Source organism: Cedecea selenatireducens (assembly GCF_042138895.1).
Taxonomy (GTDB): domain Bacteria; phylum Pseudomonadota; class Gammaproteobacteria; order Enterobacterales; family Enterobacteriaceae; genus Cedecea; species Cedecea selenatireducens.
On the sequence record NZ_JBHIKW010000006.1, the window covers coordinates 295,071 to 310,249 of the forward strand.

The 15,179-nt window shown below is 52.4% G+C and carries 17 protein-coding genes; 6 read left to right on the forward strand and 11 right to left on the reverse strand.

What is annotated here, in order from left to right; translation table 11 throughout:
* Positions 1-11 precede the first annotated feature (11 nt).
* From ACE38U_RS12740 to ACE38U_RS12780, 9 genes are all read right to left on the reverse strand, one after another.
* Positions 12-1,133 carry a ribosomal protein uL16 3-hydroxylase gene (locus tag ACE38U_RS12740; RefSeq protein ID WP_038473541.1) on the reverse strand — a complete coding sequence of 374 codons (1,122 nt, stop codon included), beginning with the start codon at positions 1,131-1,133 and terminating at the stop codon, positions 12-14.
* Positions 1,134-1,206: 73 nt separating this feature from the next.
* On the reverse strand, positions 1,207-2,676 hold the full coding sequence (gene phoQ, locus ACE38U_RS12745) for a two-component system sensor histidine kinase PhoQ (RefSeq protein WP_038473537.1): 1,470 nt from the start codon (positions 2,674-2,676) through the stop codon (positions 1,207-1,209).
* Positions 2,677-3,348 (reverse strand): two-component system response regulator PhoP, encoded by a 672-nt coding sequence (gene phoP / locus ACE38U_RS12750; protein WP_008453365.1) that lies wholly within the window; start codon positions 3,346-3,348, stop codon positions 2,677-2,679.
* Positions 3,349-3,576: 228 nt separating this feature from the next.
* On the reverse strand, positions 3,577-4,947 hold the full coding sequence (purB, locus tag ACE38U_RS12755; RefSeq protein ID WP_038473530.1) for an adenylosuccinate lyase: 1,371 nt from the start codon (positions 4,945-4,947) through the stop codon (positions 3,577-3,579).
* A gap of 16 nt (positions 4,948-4,963) precedes the next feature.
* Complete coding sequence (gene hflD, locus ACE38U_RS12760; RefSeq protein ID WP_038473527.1) at positions 4,964-5,593, reverse strand: high frequency lysogenization protein HflD; 630 nt, start codon at positions 5,591-5,593, stop codon at positions 4,964-4,966.
* 22 nt (positions 5,594-5,615) lie between these two features.
* The gene (gene mnmA / locus ACE38U_RS12765) at positions 5,616-6,725 is read right to left on the reverse strand and encodes a tRNA 2-thiouridine(34) synthase MnmA (RefSeq protein ID WP_375529861.1); all 1,110 of its coding nucleotides are present in this window, start codon (positions 6,723-6,725) and stop codon (positions 5,616-5,618) included.
* A gap of 53 nt (positions 6,726-6,778) precedes the next feature.
* On the reverse strand, positions 6,779-7,240 hold the full coding sequence (locus ACE38U_RS12770) for an NUDIX hydrolase (RefSeq protein ID WP_176981091.1): 462 nt from the start codon (positions 7,238-7,240) through the stop codon (positions 6,779-6,781).
* Positions 7,241-7,249: 9 nt separating this feature from the next.
* A complete protein-coding gene (rluE, locus tag ACE38U_RS12775) occupies positions 7,250-7,849 on the reverse strand; it encodes a 23S rRNA pseudouridine(2457) synthase RluE (protein ID WP_176981090.1) in 600 nt (199 codons plus the stop codon).
* 118 nt (positions 7,850-7,967) lie between these two features.
* Positions 7,968-8,447 carry a hypothetical protein gene (locus ACE38U_RS12780; protein WP_176981089.1) on the reverse strand — a complete coding sequence of 160 codons (480 nt, stop codon included), beginning with the start codon at positions 8,445-8,447 and terminating at the stop codon, positions 7,968-7,970.
* Between the two features lie 388 nt (positions 8,448-8,835).
* Here ACE38U_RS12780 and icd point away from each other — a divergent pair, with 388 nt between their 5' ends.
* Positions 8,836-10,086: an NADP-dependent isocitrate dehydrogenase gene (icd, locus tag ACE38U_RS12785; RefSeq protein ID WP_154187611.1), complete on the forward strand. Its 1,251-nt coding sequence runs from the start codon at positions 8,836-8,838 to the stop codon at positions 10,084-10,086.
* Between the two features lie 458 nt (positions 10,087-10,544).
* Here icd and ACE38U_RS12790 read toward each other — a convergent pair whose 3' ends face one another.
* The gene (locus ACE38U_RS12790; RefSeq protein WP_176982811.1) at positions 10,545-10,766 is read right to left on the reverse strand and encodes a DUF7661 family protein; all 222 of its coding nucleotides are present in this window, start codon (positions 10,764-10,766) and stop codon (positions 10,545-10,547) included.
* Positions 10,767-11,057: 291 nt separating this feature from the next.
* On the opposite strand from ACE38U_RS12790, the gene ACE38U_RS12795 reads away from it, so the two are divergent.
* Positions 11,058-11,213, forward strand: coding sequence for a hypothetical protein (locus tag ACE38U_RS12795; protein WP_235212919.1), 156 nt, complete (start codon positions 11,058-11,060; stop codon positions 11,211-11,213).
* A 141-nt stretch (positions 11,214-11,354) separates the two neighbouring features.
* Positions 11,355-11,627, forward strand: coding sequence for a hypothetical protein (locus tag ACE38U_RS12800; protein ID WP_038473515.1), 273 nt, complete (start codon positions 11,355-11,357; stop codon positions 11,625-11,627).
* 30 nt (positions 11,628-11,657) lie between these two features.
* On the opposite strand, the gene ACE38U_RS12805 is transcribed toward ACE38U_RS12800, so the two are convergent.
* Entirely contained in the window at positions 11,658-13,628 is a 1,971-nt protein-coding gene (locus ACE38U_RS12805; protein ID WP_375529862.1) for an acyltransferase family protein, read from the reverse strand.
* A 343-nt stretch (positions 13,629-13,971) separates the two neighbouring features.
* Between ACE38U_RS12805 and fumD the strand changes: the two genes are divergently transcribed.
* The 3 genes from fumD to ACE38U_RS12820 all read left to right on the forward strand — a co-directional run bounded on the left by fumD (position 13,972) and on the right by ACE38U_RS12820 (position 15,078).
* Positions 13,972-14,187: a fumarate hydratase FumD gene (gene fumD, locus ACE38U_RS12810; RefSeq protein ID WP_038473510.1), complete on the forward strand. Its 216-nt coding sequence runs from the start codon at positions 13,972-13,974 to the stop codon at positions 14,185-14,187.
* A 40-nt stretch (positions 14,188-14,227) separates the two neighbouring features.
* The gene (locus ACE38U_RS12815) at positions 14,228-14,581 is read left to right on the forward strand and encodes a DUF1304 domain-containing protein (protein ID WP_176982814.1); all 354 of its coding nucleotides are present in this window, start codon (positions 14,228-14,230) and stop codon (positions 14,579-14,581) included.
* A 338-nt stretch (positions 14,582-14,919) separates the two neighbouring features.
* A complete protein-coding gene (locus ACE38U_RS12820; protein WP_038473509.1) occupies positions 14,920-15,078 on the forward strand; it encodes a YqaE/Pmp3 family membrane protein in 159 nt (52 codons plus the stop codon).
* Positions 15,079-15,179 lie beyond the last annotated feature (101 nt).

Here is a 15,179-nt window from a genome sequence, read left to right on the forward strand (position 1 = left end):
GGGGCGGGTCTTTAGTCTTCGAAGAACCAGTAACCGCTGTTCACCAGCGCGGCCAACGTGGCCAGGAAGGAAGGATCTTCCAGCGCGTCACCTAACTTCCCGGCGTCCAGTTTGATATGACTGGCCAGAGCTTCCACCGCCGGGCGATGCGGGCTGTCGAGCTTCTCGCCGTTCACGTACACCTCACCGGCTACGCGCAGCACGCGCAGGCCGCCCAGGCGCACCAGCTTGTCGCCCTGTTGCAGCGCATCGTAGATTTCATCCGGCTGATAAGGTGGCTCCGGCGGCGCGACGTCCAGCTCGTGGCGGGACTGGGTAATAAACTCACCCAACCAGCTGTTAAAGGTCTCCGGCTGGTTGACGATGTCCAGCATCATGCCGCGCAGCTTGTCGACTTCCTGCGGCAGAATATCCGCCGGATGCTGGCGCTCAGGCACGTCCGGGTCGGTGTAACGCAGGCCGCCCAGCTCACGCTGCAGCACATAGTCAGCAAAGCCGCTGATAAGCTCGCGGCCGCTTGGCGCACGGAAGCCCACGGAGTAGTTCAGCGCGTTTTCCAGCGAGTAACCTTCGTGCGGGAAGCCTGGTGGAATATACAGAATGTCGCCCGGCTCCATCTCTTCGTCGATGATGGCGTCGAACGGCTCAACCTGGAGCAGGTCCGGGTGCGGGCAATGCTGTTTCATGGCGACTTTTTCGCCCACGCGCCAGCGGCGGCGGCCCACGCCCTGAATAATAAACACGTCGTACTGGTCAAGGTGCGGGCCAACGCCGCCGCCTGGCACAGAGAAGGAGATCATCAGGTCGTCAATGCGCCAGTCGGGGAGGGCGCGGAAGGGGCGCATCAGGGCGCTGGAAGGTTCATGCCAGTTGTTCACGGCCTGCACCAGCAGCGACCAGTTGTTTTCGCCGAGGTGATCGTAGCTCTGGAACGGGCCGTGGCTGACCTGCCATTTACCGCCCTGATGGCTGACGAGGCGGCTGTCCACCTCGTTTTCCATGGCAAGACCGGCAAGCTCATCCGGTGAAATAGGGTCGATGAAGTTTTTAAAGCCACGCTTCAGCACCACAGGGCGTTTTTGCCAGTAGCGTGCAATAAAGTCGGGCCAGTTTAAATCCAGGTGATAATCCATATTATTGTCTTCCTGCAGATGGAGGAGCCTGACACGGATTATAACGGATGGCGAGCCGGGTTACGGGACTATTTCACCCTTCATCCTGTTCCGGCTGCTGGCGGGCGAAAATAACTTCCATGCGCGCGCCGCCCAGAATACTGGCGCTGGTCTGGATCTCGCCGTTGTACTGCTCGACAATTTCTCTGGCAACCGACAGCCCCACGCCCTGGCCAGGGCGCAGCGTATCGGCCCGCTGGCCCCGGTCGAAGACCATCGCGCGTTTGCTTTCCGGTATACCCGGGCCATCGTCATCCACGATCAGGTGCAGCGTGTCGTCGGTCTGGCGGGCGGTGATTTCCACGAACTCCAGGCAGTATTTACAGGCGTTATCCAGCAAATTGCCCATCACTTCCATAAAGTCGTTTTTCTCACCAATAAAAGTAATTTCCGGCGACACGTCCAGCGTGATGTTCACGCCTTTACGCTGGTACACCTTGTTCAGCGCGGAGCACAGGTTGTCGAGCAGCGGCGCAACGGAATGCAGCTCGCGGCTAAGCAGCGTGCTGTTGCCGCGCATGCTGGCGCGATGCAGGTAGTAACCAATCTGCTGCGAGATGCGGCTGATTTGCTCCAGCATCACCGGCTCGGCCTGCTCGACGTTCATCTTGTCGGTGCGTAGCGAACGCAAGGTCGACTGTAGCACGGCGAGCGGGGTTTTCAGGCTGTGGGTTAAGTCCGTCAGCGTGGTGCGGTATTTGTCGTGTCGGTCACGCTCGGTGCGCAGCAGCTGGTTCAGGTTACGAACCAGGCTGGTCAGCTCGCGGGTCGTTTCCGGGTTGAGGCTGTCGCGGTCGTGTTTTTCCAGCTCGCGCACTTCCTGAGCCAGCTCCTGAATCGGGCGTAAGCTCCACCAGGCGGCCAGCCACAGCAGCGGTACCACCAACAGCAGGTTGGCCAGCAGGACGTAGATAAACCAGCTCCACACCATGTAAGAGCGCTTCAGCTCAATAGGAATGGTGTCGACCACCACCACAGTCAGCGCGGGCATGCGCGGCGTCGCGGGGTAAAGGTTCACCGCCACCGAGTGGGTCATTTCGTAGCCGTCGTCGCTTTCGTCATCGTGCATGTCTTTCAGCTGGGCGAGGCGGTCTTTATCGTTGTCCAGCAGGGCGCTACTGGTGGCGTAGTCGGCCTCCAGCTCGTGGAAACCGTTGCCGGTTAGCCACTCTTTCTGGATCTGCTGCACCACGTCCGGGACGTTGCGCTGCATCCACAGCAGCTTGCCGTGCTCGTCGTAAATCAGCGCCATGGTCGGGCTTTGTATGCTGATGTTGTCGGGCAAATCCACCTGCAGTTTGCCGTCCTTCCAACTGGAAAGCGTATAGAACAGGTTACTTTCGCCGCGCAGCAGGCGGAAAGTGGTTTTGTCAAAGCTGACGCTGTAGCCGACCAGCGCCACCAGGCCGTAGGCCAGGGACAGCACCATCACCACCGCGGCGGTAGCCAGTAAGAAGCGAACCCGCAGCGAGAGGGGCAGAATGTGGCGAAAAATTTTCAACATTTAGTGGAGATCGAATCGGTAGCCCTGGCCGCGCACGGTAGTAATCACTTCCTGCGGATATTCAGCCTGAATTTTTTTACGTAAACGGCCCATCAGCACGTCGATAGTGTGACTTTCGCGCAGCTCGGCGTCCGGGTAGAGCTGCAGCATCAGCGAGTCTTTGCTGACCACTTTCCCGGCGTTGCGGATGATGGTTTCCATGATGGTGTATTCAAACGCGGTGAGCTTGATCAGGTTGTCGTTGATCGACAGCTCGCGGCGGGACAAGTCCACCTGGAACGGCGGCAGGGAAATCACCTGCGAGGCCAGGCCGCTGTTACGGCGCATCAGCGCCTGCATGCGGGCGACAACTTCTTCCAGATGGAAAGGTTTGGTGACGTAGTCATCGGCCCCGGCGCCCAGCACTTCAACCTTATCCTGCCAGCCTTCGCGGGCGGTCAGCACCATAATAGGGATGGTGACATCGTGGCTGCGCCAGCGGCGGATCAGGCTCATGCCGTCTTCGTCCGGCAGCCCTAAGTCAACAATCGCAATGTCCGGCGTATGTTCATTCAGGAAATAGTCTGCCTCTTTGGCATCCTCGGCCGCATCCACCTGATGGCCCGCTTCACGCAGCTGTACCTTCAGATGATGGCGCAACAGGGCATTATCTTCCACAACCAGAACGCGCATCGTATTTCCCCAGTCTATTCATAGTATTGATAGTTTAGCGCTAATTATTCATGACAGGGAATAAACCTCGTATAAACAATGCCCTCATGAACATTAACGCTGAGTCAACAATGTAATACGGCTTAGGCCCTCACCCTAACCCTCTCCCGGAGGGAGAGGGTTAGGGTGAGGGCCGGGGTGAGGGGCAAACAGAAGGCAAAAAAAAGCCCTCCGAAGAGGGCCTTAAGATTACTTCAGCTCGTCAACCATGGTGGTGGCGCGGCCAATATAGTTGGCTGGCGTCATGGCCTTCAGACGGGTTTTTTCTTCTTCCGGCAGCTCGAGGCTGTCGATGAACTGCTTCATGCCCTCGGCGTCAACGCGCTTGCCGCGGGTCAGCTCTTTCAGCTTCTCGTACGGCTTTTCGATGCCGTAGCGGCGCATCACGGTCTGAATAGGCTCTGCCAGGACTTCCCAGTTGTGATCCAGCTCGTCCAGCAGGCGATCGCGGTTCACTTCCAGCTTGCTCACCCCCTTCAGGGTGGACTGGTAGGCGATCAGCGCGTAGCCGATACCCACGCCCAGGTTACGCAGCACGGTGGAGTCCGTCAGGTCGCGCTGCCAGCGGGAGACCGGCAGCTTGCTGGCCAGGTGCTGTAGCAGGGCGTTGGACAGGCCGAGGTTGCCTTCGGAGTTTTCGAAGTCAATCGGGTTCACCTTGTGCGGCATGGTGGAGGAGCCAATCTCACCGGCGATGGTCTTCTGCTTGAAGTGGTTCAGGGCCACGTAGCCCCACACGTCGCGGTCGAAGTCGATCAGGATGGTGTTGAAGCGTGCGATGCAGTCAAACAGCTCGGCGATGTAGTCGTGCGGTTCGATCTGGGTGGTGTACGGGTTCCACTGAATGCCCAGGGAAGTCACGAATTCTTCGCTGAACTGGTGCCAGTCAACTTCCGGGTAAGCGGCGATGTGGGCGTTGTAGTTACCGACCGCGCCGTTGATTTTGCCGAGAATTTCAACGTTGCCGAGCTGGCGGAACTGGCGCTCCATGCGGTAAGCGACGTTTGCCATCTCTTTACCCATGGTGGACGGCGTCGCAGGCTGGCCGTGGGTACGGGACAGCAGCGGGATGTCGCGATACTGCACGGCAAGGTCTTTCACCGCGTCGATGATTTTACGCCAGTATGGCAGCACCACGTCTTTACGTGCGGTGTCGAGCATCAGCGCGTGGGACAGGTTGTTGATGTCTTCGGAAGTACAGGCGAAGTGAATAAACTCGGATACCGCGTGCAGGGCAGGGATAGCTTCCACTTTCTCTTTCAGGAAGTACTCAACCGCCTTCACGTCGTGGTTGGTGGTGCGCTCGATGGTTTTGATGCGCGCGGCGTCAGCCTCACTGAACTCCGCAACGATTTTATCAAGGTAACCGTTTGCGTCCGCATCAAAAGCAGGAACTTCCTTGATCGCTGCGTGCGCGGCCAGCTTTTGCAGCCAACGTACTTCGACCTGTACGCGGAATTTCAGCAGACCGAATTCGCTGAAAATAGCGCGCAGAGCGCTGACTTTGTCGCCGTAGCGCCCGTCAACGGGGGAAACGGCGGTCAGTGAGGATAATTCCATAACAACTCCTGAGAGGTTAACAATGAGCGAGAATTTGTTTGGCCTGAGTGGTCAGGCGACTACGAGAAAACATTAACTGCAGGCGGCCACCGCCAACCTGATGCCACAACACGGCGGCACGAATACCGGCCAGCAGCGCGGCACGCACTTTGCTCTGCACCTGCGGGCTTTGCAGCACGGCAGGGGAGCCGGTGACCTGAATACGTGGGCCAAGCGGGCTGATGACGTCGACATAGATCCCGGCCATGGCGCTCAGCAGCGTTTCGGACTCGAGATCGAAGTGTTCCAGCTGGCGCTGCAGGCCGTTAATTTTGTTGCCGAGCGTGTCCATCGCGCCTTTGGCGGCGTGGAGTTTACGCTCCAGCACCATCAGGCTAAGCGTGTAGCGCGTCAGCTCGGCGTTCAGGCCCTGACGGTTGCTGGCATTCAGCACGCCGAGCAGGGTTTCAAGCCCGAGCTTAAGGTTAGCTTCGCTGCCGCCAAAAACGTCCAGGGTTGAACCCGGATTCTGGTCAATCACGCTGTTGAGCGAGACGTGAAGCGCGTCGCTGTCGCAATGACCCTGATGGGCTAACTGCTGCACCAGACGGGCTGACTGGCAAATGCCGGCCAGCGCGAGAGTAATGTCGTAGTAGTTTTTAGCCACAGGGCTGCGTCCTTGTGTGTAATTAACTGACGAGCGGCAAACGCTGCTCAATAATACCGCCGCCGAGGCACACTTCGCCGAGGTAGAACACCGCGGACTGGCCTGGGGTAACGGCGGCCACCGGCTCTTCAAAGCGCACTTCTATGCGTTCGTCATCCAGCGGAGTAATCGTGCAGGGGATATCCGTCTGGCGGTAGCGGGTTTTTACCGTGCAGCTCAGCGGTGCGGTTAAAGGTTCGCGATCCACCCAATGCAGCTGCTGGGCAATTAGCCCAACGGACATCAGGCGCGGATGGTCATGGCCCTGCGCGACGACAAGAATATTGTTGGCGACGTCTTTATCGACCACGTACCACGGATCTTCAGATCCTTCTTTGGTGCCGCCGATACCGAGGCCTTTACGCTGTCCGAGGGTGTGATACATCAATCCCTGGTGCTCGCCTACGCTTTCGCCGTCCACGGTGAGGATTTTGCCCGGTTGTGCAGGCAGGTAGCGGCCCAGGAAGTCGCGGAACTTGCGTTCACCGATGAAACAGATACCGGTGGAGTCTTTTTTCTTCGCGGTGACCAGATCCAGCTCTTCGGCAATGCGGCGCACTTCCGGTTTTTCCAGCTCGCCGACCGGGAACAGGCTTTGGGCGATTTGCTCGTGGCCGAGAGTATAAAGGAAGTAGCTCTGGTCTTTGTTGCCGTCCAGGCCGCGCAGGAGCTGGCTTTTCCCGTTTACGTCAGCGCGACGCACGTAGTGGCCGGTGGCGATGTAATCGGCACCTAAATCTTCTGCGGCAAATTCGAGGAAGGCTTTAAATTTGATCTCTTTGTTGCAGAGGATGTCCGGGTTTGGCGTGCGCCCGGCGTTGTACTCTTCGAGGAACAGTTCGAACACGTTGTCCCAGTACTCTGCGGCAAAGTTAACGGTGTGCAGTTCAATGCCCAGCTTGTCGCAAACGGCCTGCGCATCGGCTAAATCTTCCGCTGCGGTGCAGTACTCCTCGCCATCGTCTTCTTCCCAGTTCTTCATGAACAGGCCTTCCACCTTATAACCCTGCTGCATCAACAGGTAAGCGGAGACGGAGGAATCGACACCGCCGGACATCCCGACGATCACTTTTTTCTGGCTGTTATCAGACATGGAGAGACTCACGACATTGAACTTGAAAGCGGCGTATTCTATCACGCAGCCTGCTACTTGACACCCTCTGTAAACGGCCAGTTAAAAGCCCCCAGCATAGACAGGGGATAACGCGGCTCCTGCTGATAACAGCGAATGCTTTCCGCCACCAGCGGCGAGCGCAGGTTTGTTGCATTTATAATGGTTTCGGCATCGAGCCACAGGCAGCGGTCAATATCGCTGTCGTGCGGCGTGGTCGGCAGCTGTTTGTCCAGATCGATAGCAAACAGGAAGCGCAAGAACGGCGTGTTGTCCGGGGCAATCCACTGGTGCATGCGGATAAAACTTTGCGGCTCGGCGGTAATACCCGTTTCTTCCCACAGCTCGCGTTTGGCGGCCTCGAGCAGCGTTTCGTCGGCTTCGAGGTGCCCGGCGGGCTGGTTCCACAGTGCCTTACCCTGAATGGTTTCTTCGACGACTAAAAACTGGCCTTCGGCCTGCACAACGCAGGCCACGGTGACGTGAGGTTTGAACATGAGCTTTCCTTACGCGGAGGTGAGTGGGAGTTCGCGCCAGCTGCCCGGCTCGAGGCCGTCGAGGGTCAAATCCCCCATCGCATAGCGGATCAGTCGCAGGGTAGGGTAGCCAACATGCGCGGTCATGCGGCGAACCTGGCGGTTGCGGCCTTCATAAAGCGTGATTTTCAGCCAGCGGGTGGGAATAGCCTTGCGTTCGCGAATCGGCGGATTGCGCGGCCACAGCCATTCCGGCTCTGCAACCAGCTCGGCCCCTGCCGGAAGCGTAGGACCGTCGTTCAGCTCAACGCCGCTACGCAGGGCTGCCAGCGCCTCTTCCGTTGGCTCGCCTTCAACCTGGACGTAATAAATTTTGCCGGTACGTTTGCCGGGCTGGGTCAGTTTTGCCTGCAGCGCCCCGTCATTGGTGAGCACCAGCAGCCCTTCGCTGTCCCGGTCGAGACGGCCTGCGGCATAGATACCCCCTAAAGGAATGTAATCCTTCAGCGTGCTGCGCCCCGCTTCGTCGGTAAACTGCGGCAGCACATCGTACGGCTTATTGAAGATAACCAGCTTCTTTGGCCCGGCAGGCTGCTTGCGTCTGGTTGCAGGGCGGGTGCCTGAACGCATCGGGCGGCGCCCCTCGGAATTTGGTTTTCTGGTGAAACTGCTTTTGTCATTCACGTGCTAAGTTCTCTGCCGTGTTGATAGCCGGATAAAGCCGGGATTTGAGTTTTCTTGTGGCGGATTACTGCCCGGTCACGCGTGCATTGTGCGAACGACGCAGGTCAGTCATGATTTTATCTTTCAGGCTACCTTTTTTGTAGCAAAAATAGGCAGGTTCATCGAAAGGCGGCATGATCTTTATCACGTCCCCAGCTTTAACACCCCGAGTCACGCCGAAGAGGCCTATTTGATAAGTACCGTTAATTTTACGGGGATTGTAGTCTTTCTCGTAAAAAGCAAGAGCCGGTGCATCGTCTTCACGAACCATAGAGTTCCAGGCGTTCACTGCCTGGGTATTCATGGTGAAACCAGTATAGGTTTTGTTTTTTACCGTGAACTGCCGAAACGCTCCCGTCTGGTAATCCACATCGAGAACGGCCGTCCACTCAGTTTCCAGGCCTTCAGTGATGGCGGATTCTTCACAGGTATATGAAACAGGTGCGGCATGCGCAATCCCGGCCACACCGACAAGAGTGGCGACGGCGAAAGGCAAAAATTTCATTCTATTGTCCTTACAGAAGACATAGCCTGGCGCTACAGGCTGACTTTGAGGTGGGTTTATTGCGCCCGAATCTTATCACAAATGAGGTGTTATGGCGCATCAGGGTGATGTCCGTTGCAGAAGATGTAACAAAATTCAAATACCATCACAGAAATCTTTTTCGTTTTGATTTGTCATAAGTTCCTCTATTCAGGGATGAATGTTATGTTCTTGATGGCACAGAAATTTGATTCATAAAACGGCAATAACTAAACAATTTTTAGCTGAATTGATTCAGTCGTACCAACGTAAAAGATGAGTGATTGGCGCGAGCCTGATATTGCAGTAGTATGAGCCCGCAAATTACAAATCATTAACAAAAAACCAGAAGCGCTCGAAGGAGAGGTGAATGGAAAGCAAAGTAGTCGTTCCGGCGGAAGGTAAAAAGATCACCCTGCAAAATGGCAAAATCAACGTACCTCACAACCCAGTGATCCCGTTCATTGAAGGGGATGGTATCGGTGTGGACGTAACCCCAGCCATGATTAAAGTGGTGGATGCTGCCGTGGCAAAAGCCTACAACGGCGAGCGGAAAATTTCCTGGATGGAAATCTATACCGGCGAAAAATCTACCCAAGTTTATGGCCAGGACGTCTGGCTGCCAGAAGAAACTCTGGACCTGATTCGTGACTACCGCGTTGCCATCAAAGGCCCACTGACTACTCCAGTCGGCGGCGGTATTCGCTCCCTGAACGTTGCGCTGCGTCAGCAGCTTGACCTCTACGTTTGCCTGCGCCCGGTACGTTACTACCAGGGGACGCCAAGCCCGGTTAAGCAGCCTGAGCTGACCGATATGGTTATCTTCCGTGAGAACTCCGAAGATATCTATGCTGGCATCGAGTGGAAAGCGGACAGCGCCGAAGCGGACAAAGTGATCAAGTTCCTGCGTGACGAAATGGGTGTGACGAAAATTCGTTTCCCTGAGCACTGCGGGATCGGCATTAAGCCTTGCTCCGAAGAAGGCACTAAGCGCCTGGTTCGCGCGGCCATCGAATACGCAATCACCAACGACCGTGATTCCGTGACCCTGGTGCACAAAGGCAACATCATGAAGTTCACCGAAGGCGCGTTCAAAGACTGGGGCTACCAGCTGGCTCGCGAAGAGTTCGGCGGGGAACTGATCGACGGCGGCCCGTGGGTGAAAATCAAGAACCCGAACACCGGCAAAGAGATCGTTGTGAAAGACGTGATCGCCGATGCGTTCCTGCAGCAAATCCTGCTGCGTCCTGCTGAATACGACGTTATCGCCTGTATGAACCTGAACGGGGACTACATTTCTGATGCCCTGGCGGCACAGGTTGGCGGCATCGGTATCGCACCGGGCGCAAACATCGGTGACGAGTGCGCGCTGTTCGAAGCCACGCACGGTACTGCACCTAAATATGCAGGCCAGGATAAAGTAAACCCAGGCTCCATCATCCTGTCCGCAGAAATGATGCTGCGTCATATGGAATGGTTCGAAGCGGCAGACCTGATCGTTAAGGGTATGGAAGGCGCTATCGAAGCTAAGACCGTAACTTATGACTTCGAGCGTCTGATGGATGGCGCTAAGCTGCTGAAATGTTCAGAGTTTGGCGACGCTATCATTAAACACATGTAATCAGCGCCGCTGGTGATGTGACAACGGGAACCTGATGGTTCCCGTTTTTTATTGTTAAGTAATATTTGTTTCGAGTTATTTTTTAGGTGAGATGCGTTTGGTTTTTCGGATATATCGTAGTAATAAATCGCAATGATAATTATCATTCTATTGGCTACATGACGTAGCATCTCTGGAGATGATGATGGCTTCGTATTATGTAAATACAAAAAAGCAGTTCAATGGTGATAATGAAGTTCACGTTTATGGATGTAATTATTTGCCAGCTGAAAGCAATAGATTATTTCTTGGCGATTATAGTTCTTGCCAGTCAGCAGTGACTGAAGCAAAGCGAATTGGTTATAATGCTAATGGGTGTTTTTACTGCAATAAACCCTGCCATACTACTTGAATAAAAATAATATTAAGGCCACTAAGTTGGCCTTAATATCTCAGAAATGAAAAGTGACATTGATTCTCTATTTATCAATAACCCGTACATCCGGATGCTTTTCGCTCGCCGCCTCATGGTAAATATCCCCGAGCCAGCCGGGGAGTTCATCCTCCGTCAGCCATGATGGAATGACCACATCATAAATCCGGGAATGTTTCCCCTCATTAGGATCAACACGATAAAGCAGCCATTGCTCACCTACTTTCTTTATGCCCAAACGCCTGCCAAAGACATCGAATTGCAGCATACATCCTCCGAAGTGCCCATATATTTATGAATGATAAACGCTGTCGGAGATGTTGAACAACGAGTATTTAGTGGGCGTTTTTCCTCTTGTAAAATTCAGACATAAAAAAATCGTGAAATGTTACGGAGTTGTATCAATGAGTTATTTGACGGCGTTGCGAAAGGGAAAGGGATCGGGAAAAAATCCCAGTTTTGTCTGAGTGCTGTTGTGGTAGTTTTGAAAGACAGGGACTTTATTTATGGAGTGATTATGGACAAGGGCAAGCAAGTTTTCGAGGAGTTTCATCCTGAAATGCTGCAGGTAATTGGCACAGCTGTGGTACAGCTGCTGGCGGGAGAAGAGACGTTATCACGTGAGTCGATAGCCGATATGGTACACAAGCTTTACGCACATGGCCTGGACGATGCGGCAGTACAAAGGGCGGTTGATGTCCTGATCCTGGGGTAGGCGTGAGTCTTTGTCCGGCTGCTCATCTCGCTATTTATCGCTGATTCAGCGGAGAATAGTCAGTTTTAAACTGATTGTCGTCACCGCGCAGGATGATGTTAAAATCGCAGATGATTATCATTATCATAAAAAGGACTGTTTATGAGTAAGACGCTCATCATCTGCGCTGTATTGTTTGCCACCCACGTTTATGCCGCGAATAAACCTGCATCGGAGCTGGTCTGGAGTGAGGCGGAAGAGGAGCCAGGCTGCCACGGGAACGTGTGCCTGAGCAACGAAGAGAAGAAACCGCAAAATATGTATGGCAAGCTTGATAAAGGTGACCAAAAGCTGCTGTCCGACCCTTACTCTAAGTACGATCGCGATAACAGCAATAGCACCGCACGTGCAGGTGTGACGTTTAAATGGGATTAATAGATAAAAGGCGCTGAACGCGCCTTTCATTTATTCATTAAAGGGATTTTTATGCTGTCGTAAATACTCAACGCCAAATTCATGAGAGGCAAAATCATTGATATGGCCGACATCACGATAGACAGGAACGCCATTAATATCAGTTTTGCATACATTACCAGAGCACTGAGCATCTTTAGGATCAATAATAATGAGTGTTGGGTAAGTTTTCTGTAGCCGGTTAAATAGCTGTGGGAACCACTCACTGCTATCATCTGTCCTTGTATTCGTATTACAACTGTTAGATACGTATTTTTTTCTGAACTTCACACTGTCATAAAAACAGTGCATGAAATTATCCGGCATAGTGTATATTTGCTTGATAATCACTGGTCGTGCACCTGACTGTATAATAATGTCTAAGGCTTGCTTCATTGCTGTTTCGATACGTTGATGTGACAATTCCATCGAACGCGGGTCTTGCGGATGATTGACGATATTGTCACCAGCGTAGTTACTCCAGACCTCACCAATAATTACATAGTCGAAGTGTCCTTGCCGAATGTTTTCATAGAACTTGTCACTGTCATCATGGCATTTTTGATAAACGGTATCTTTGAAATACCACCAGTCAAACAGGTAGACACCCGGTAACGTTAAGCAGGACGAGGTGGCCTGAGCTAAAACTGACATATGGGCGTTCTTACCCAGTACATCAAAGAAGCTCCAAAAATGATTGGAATGTGAGTCGCCAATCAGCAATGCCTTTTTAGCGGCGTTTACATCACCGATCGTACAATTTTTATTCTCTAGTTCGCTGCTACCATCGATGCAGTATTTTCTGTCGCGTGACTCATGTTGCTTGAGAGTGAGTGCAACCTGCTGAAACTGAGATCCAAAACGCCTGCTAAGGCCATCCTGCTTTTCGGAAATAGCGCTGAGTACCACGAACAATAATGCGGGGAGCAATGCCAGATAAATAAAGGATTTTAAGAGTGGGATGCGTATCTTCCTGAAGGGTTTCTCTATGAAAAGGTAAGAAAGCCACGCCAGCGAAAACGTGAGTGCTAAGCAGACTGTCGTAAATATCCCGTTTTCTTCAAAACCCAAATATCTTCCTGCAGCAAAAATCGGCCAGTGCCATAAATAAAGGGAGTAAGAAATCGTACCGATAAATACCAGGGGAGGAATTGATAGTGCACGGGTAACAATTCCGCCTGAGACTGAGCCAACGTAAATAAGTGCAGCTGAGGCTGCGGCAACAATAACGGCATGATAATCAGGATAACCAAGGACGATATTTGTTCTGGTAGCGCAGTAAAACAGCGCACCCAAAGCTGCCAGCCCAATACAAGTGGCCATAAAGTTATTGGGCTTCAGGTTTTCACTCTTTAACATTATCAGACAACTACCAAATAAAAACTCAAATATTCGGGAGCTTAAAAAGTAGTAACTTTTGTCTGGAAATGCCTGTGACAGATACAAGGATAAAGCGACCATAGCCAACGTAGTAGAAATGGCAACAGGGCTGAGCCATCGGGATGGAAGATATTTATGAAGAAGGAGTAATGCTGCCGGCAGGACTAAATACCATTGCCATTCTATTGACAGTGACCATGTATGGAGTAATAACAGAAATGCTGTGTCTGGTGCAGCGTAAGCCGTTGTTGCTCGAGAAAAATACTGATTTGAGGTAAACAGTGTTGTGTACTTGGCTTCGCGTAAAAAGTGGGTAAAATCTTCCGGAAGATAAAAAATTGTCGCAATTATCAGACTAAAAAGGATCGTTGCAATCAACGCAGGTTGTAGACGCCAAAGTCGGCGAACATAAAAATCGGTGACAGAAAGTTTGTTGTTATTTAATGCACTAGTGATGATTGATGTGATAAGAAAACCTGAGATAACAAAGAAAATGTCGACGCCAATGAATCCTGATGGAAAAAGGGTGAGTCCTGCGTGAAAAATGAGCACAAACAGAACCGCAATGGCTCTCAATCCATCAATATCTGAACGGTAACGCATCAAGCTGCCTCTAAAACTTTTCGCTGAAAACCTCTTTTGAGGTTTCTTGTCATTGTTGTGACAATATTTTATCTACTGAATCCCCCTAAAGAAAGCGAATCTGCTGCCAGGGGATAAACGTTTCCAAAGCCCGAGCTTTGTCGTAAATTTGTGAGACATCTACGGCAAATGCTGTGGATGAAGAAAGTGCAGGCGCGATCATCAAAATCGGCCGTGATAATCTCATCTCTCTCGCCCTGGTTTATTATCAATTAGTGAACAGCATAGCCGTTTTTCCCTTCACAGGTTATAAATTTGGGGCTTAAATGCTACCGTAAGATCAAACAGATAAGCCGGAGGCGAGATGGATAAAAAAGCAAAAGACGAAGAACTGTATCAGGAGATGTGCCGCGTGGTGGGTAAGGTGGTGCTGGAGATGCGGGATCTGGGGCAGGAGCCGAAACATATTGTGATTGCCGGCGTGGTCAGAACCATGCTGGCGAACCATAAAATCAAACGTTCCCCGCTGACGGACGAAGCGATGGCACACGTTATCCAGGCGCTGGGCTATGAAGTTTAGCTCGCGACCGTCGACAATATAACCCCATCAGGAATCACCTATGATTGCCAGTATTCTTATCGGCCTGATTGCTTTGATTCATCTTTATATTCTGGTGCTGGAGATGGTGCTTTGGGATAAACCTGCGGGGCAGAGAGCCTTTGGTTTGTCTCCCGAGTTTGCACGTCAGTCGAAAACGCTGGCGGCGAATCAGGGCTTGTATAACGGGTTTCTGGCTGCTGGCTTAATATACGGGCTGCTGGCGGCGAGCAGCGGCTATGAATTTAAGCTGTTTTTCCTTATTTGTGTCCTGATTGCCGGTTTGTTTGGTGGCTTTACAGCCAGCAAAAAAATACTTTATGTTCAGGCTCTACCTGCGGCATTGGCATTGATGGCATTATTGGCGGGAATATAATCGAAAAAACCCGGCAAACGCCGGGTCACCATAAGGCTATCATCATTAATATAATTGGCGATCGACCGGATCTTTTTTGGAGTGGTTCCGGACCCTCCAGAGGAGGAGATAATATAGGCATATTCGATAGCGAATGAGGGTTCATCAAGCTACCGAAGCCAAGAAATTATCCTGAGTCGTTGTCGTTAGCAAGTGCCTGATGACGTTTTTTTTCGAATATGAATTATAAAACTAAATTTTCCAGAATAATCGGCCTGAACAGATTCTAAGATTCGTCTATCCTTTATGGGGTAGGCTTGTTCTTTCGAATGGATTAACCGAATTTATCAGGAGTTTATATGGGCTTTTGGCGAGTCGTTTTCACAATTATCCTGCCTCCATTAGGCGTGCTTATCGGCAAAGGCTTTGGCTGGGCCTTCATCCTCAACATCCTCCTTACCCTGCTGGGCTACTTCCCTGGCCTCATCCATGCGTTTTGGGTGCAAACCCGGGATTGATGCAGCGGTAACGTCTCCCCCTGGCTTCTCTGAACCAAAAGACCTCCAGGCGGCGTAAGCAAACAATATGCAGTTCGTGCAAGCACTCAGAGCCCACTTTT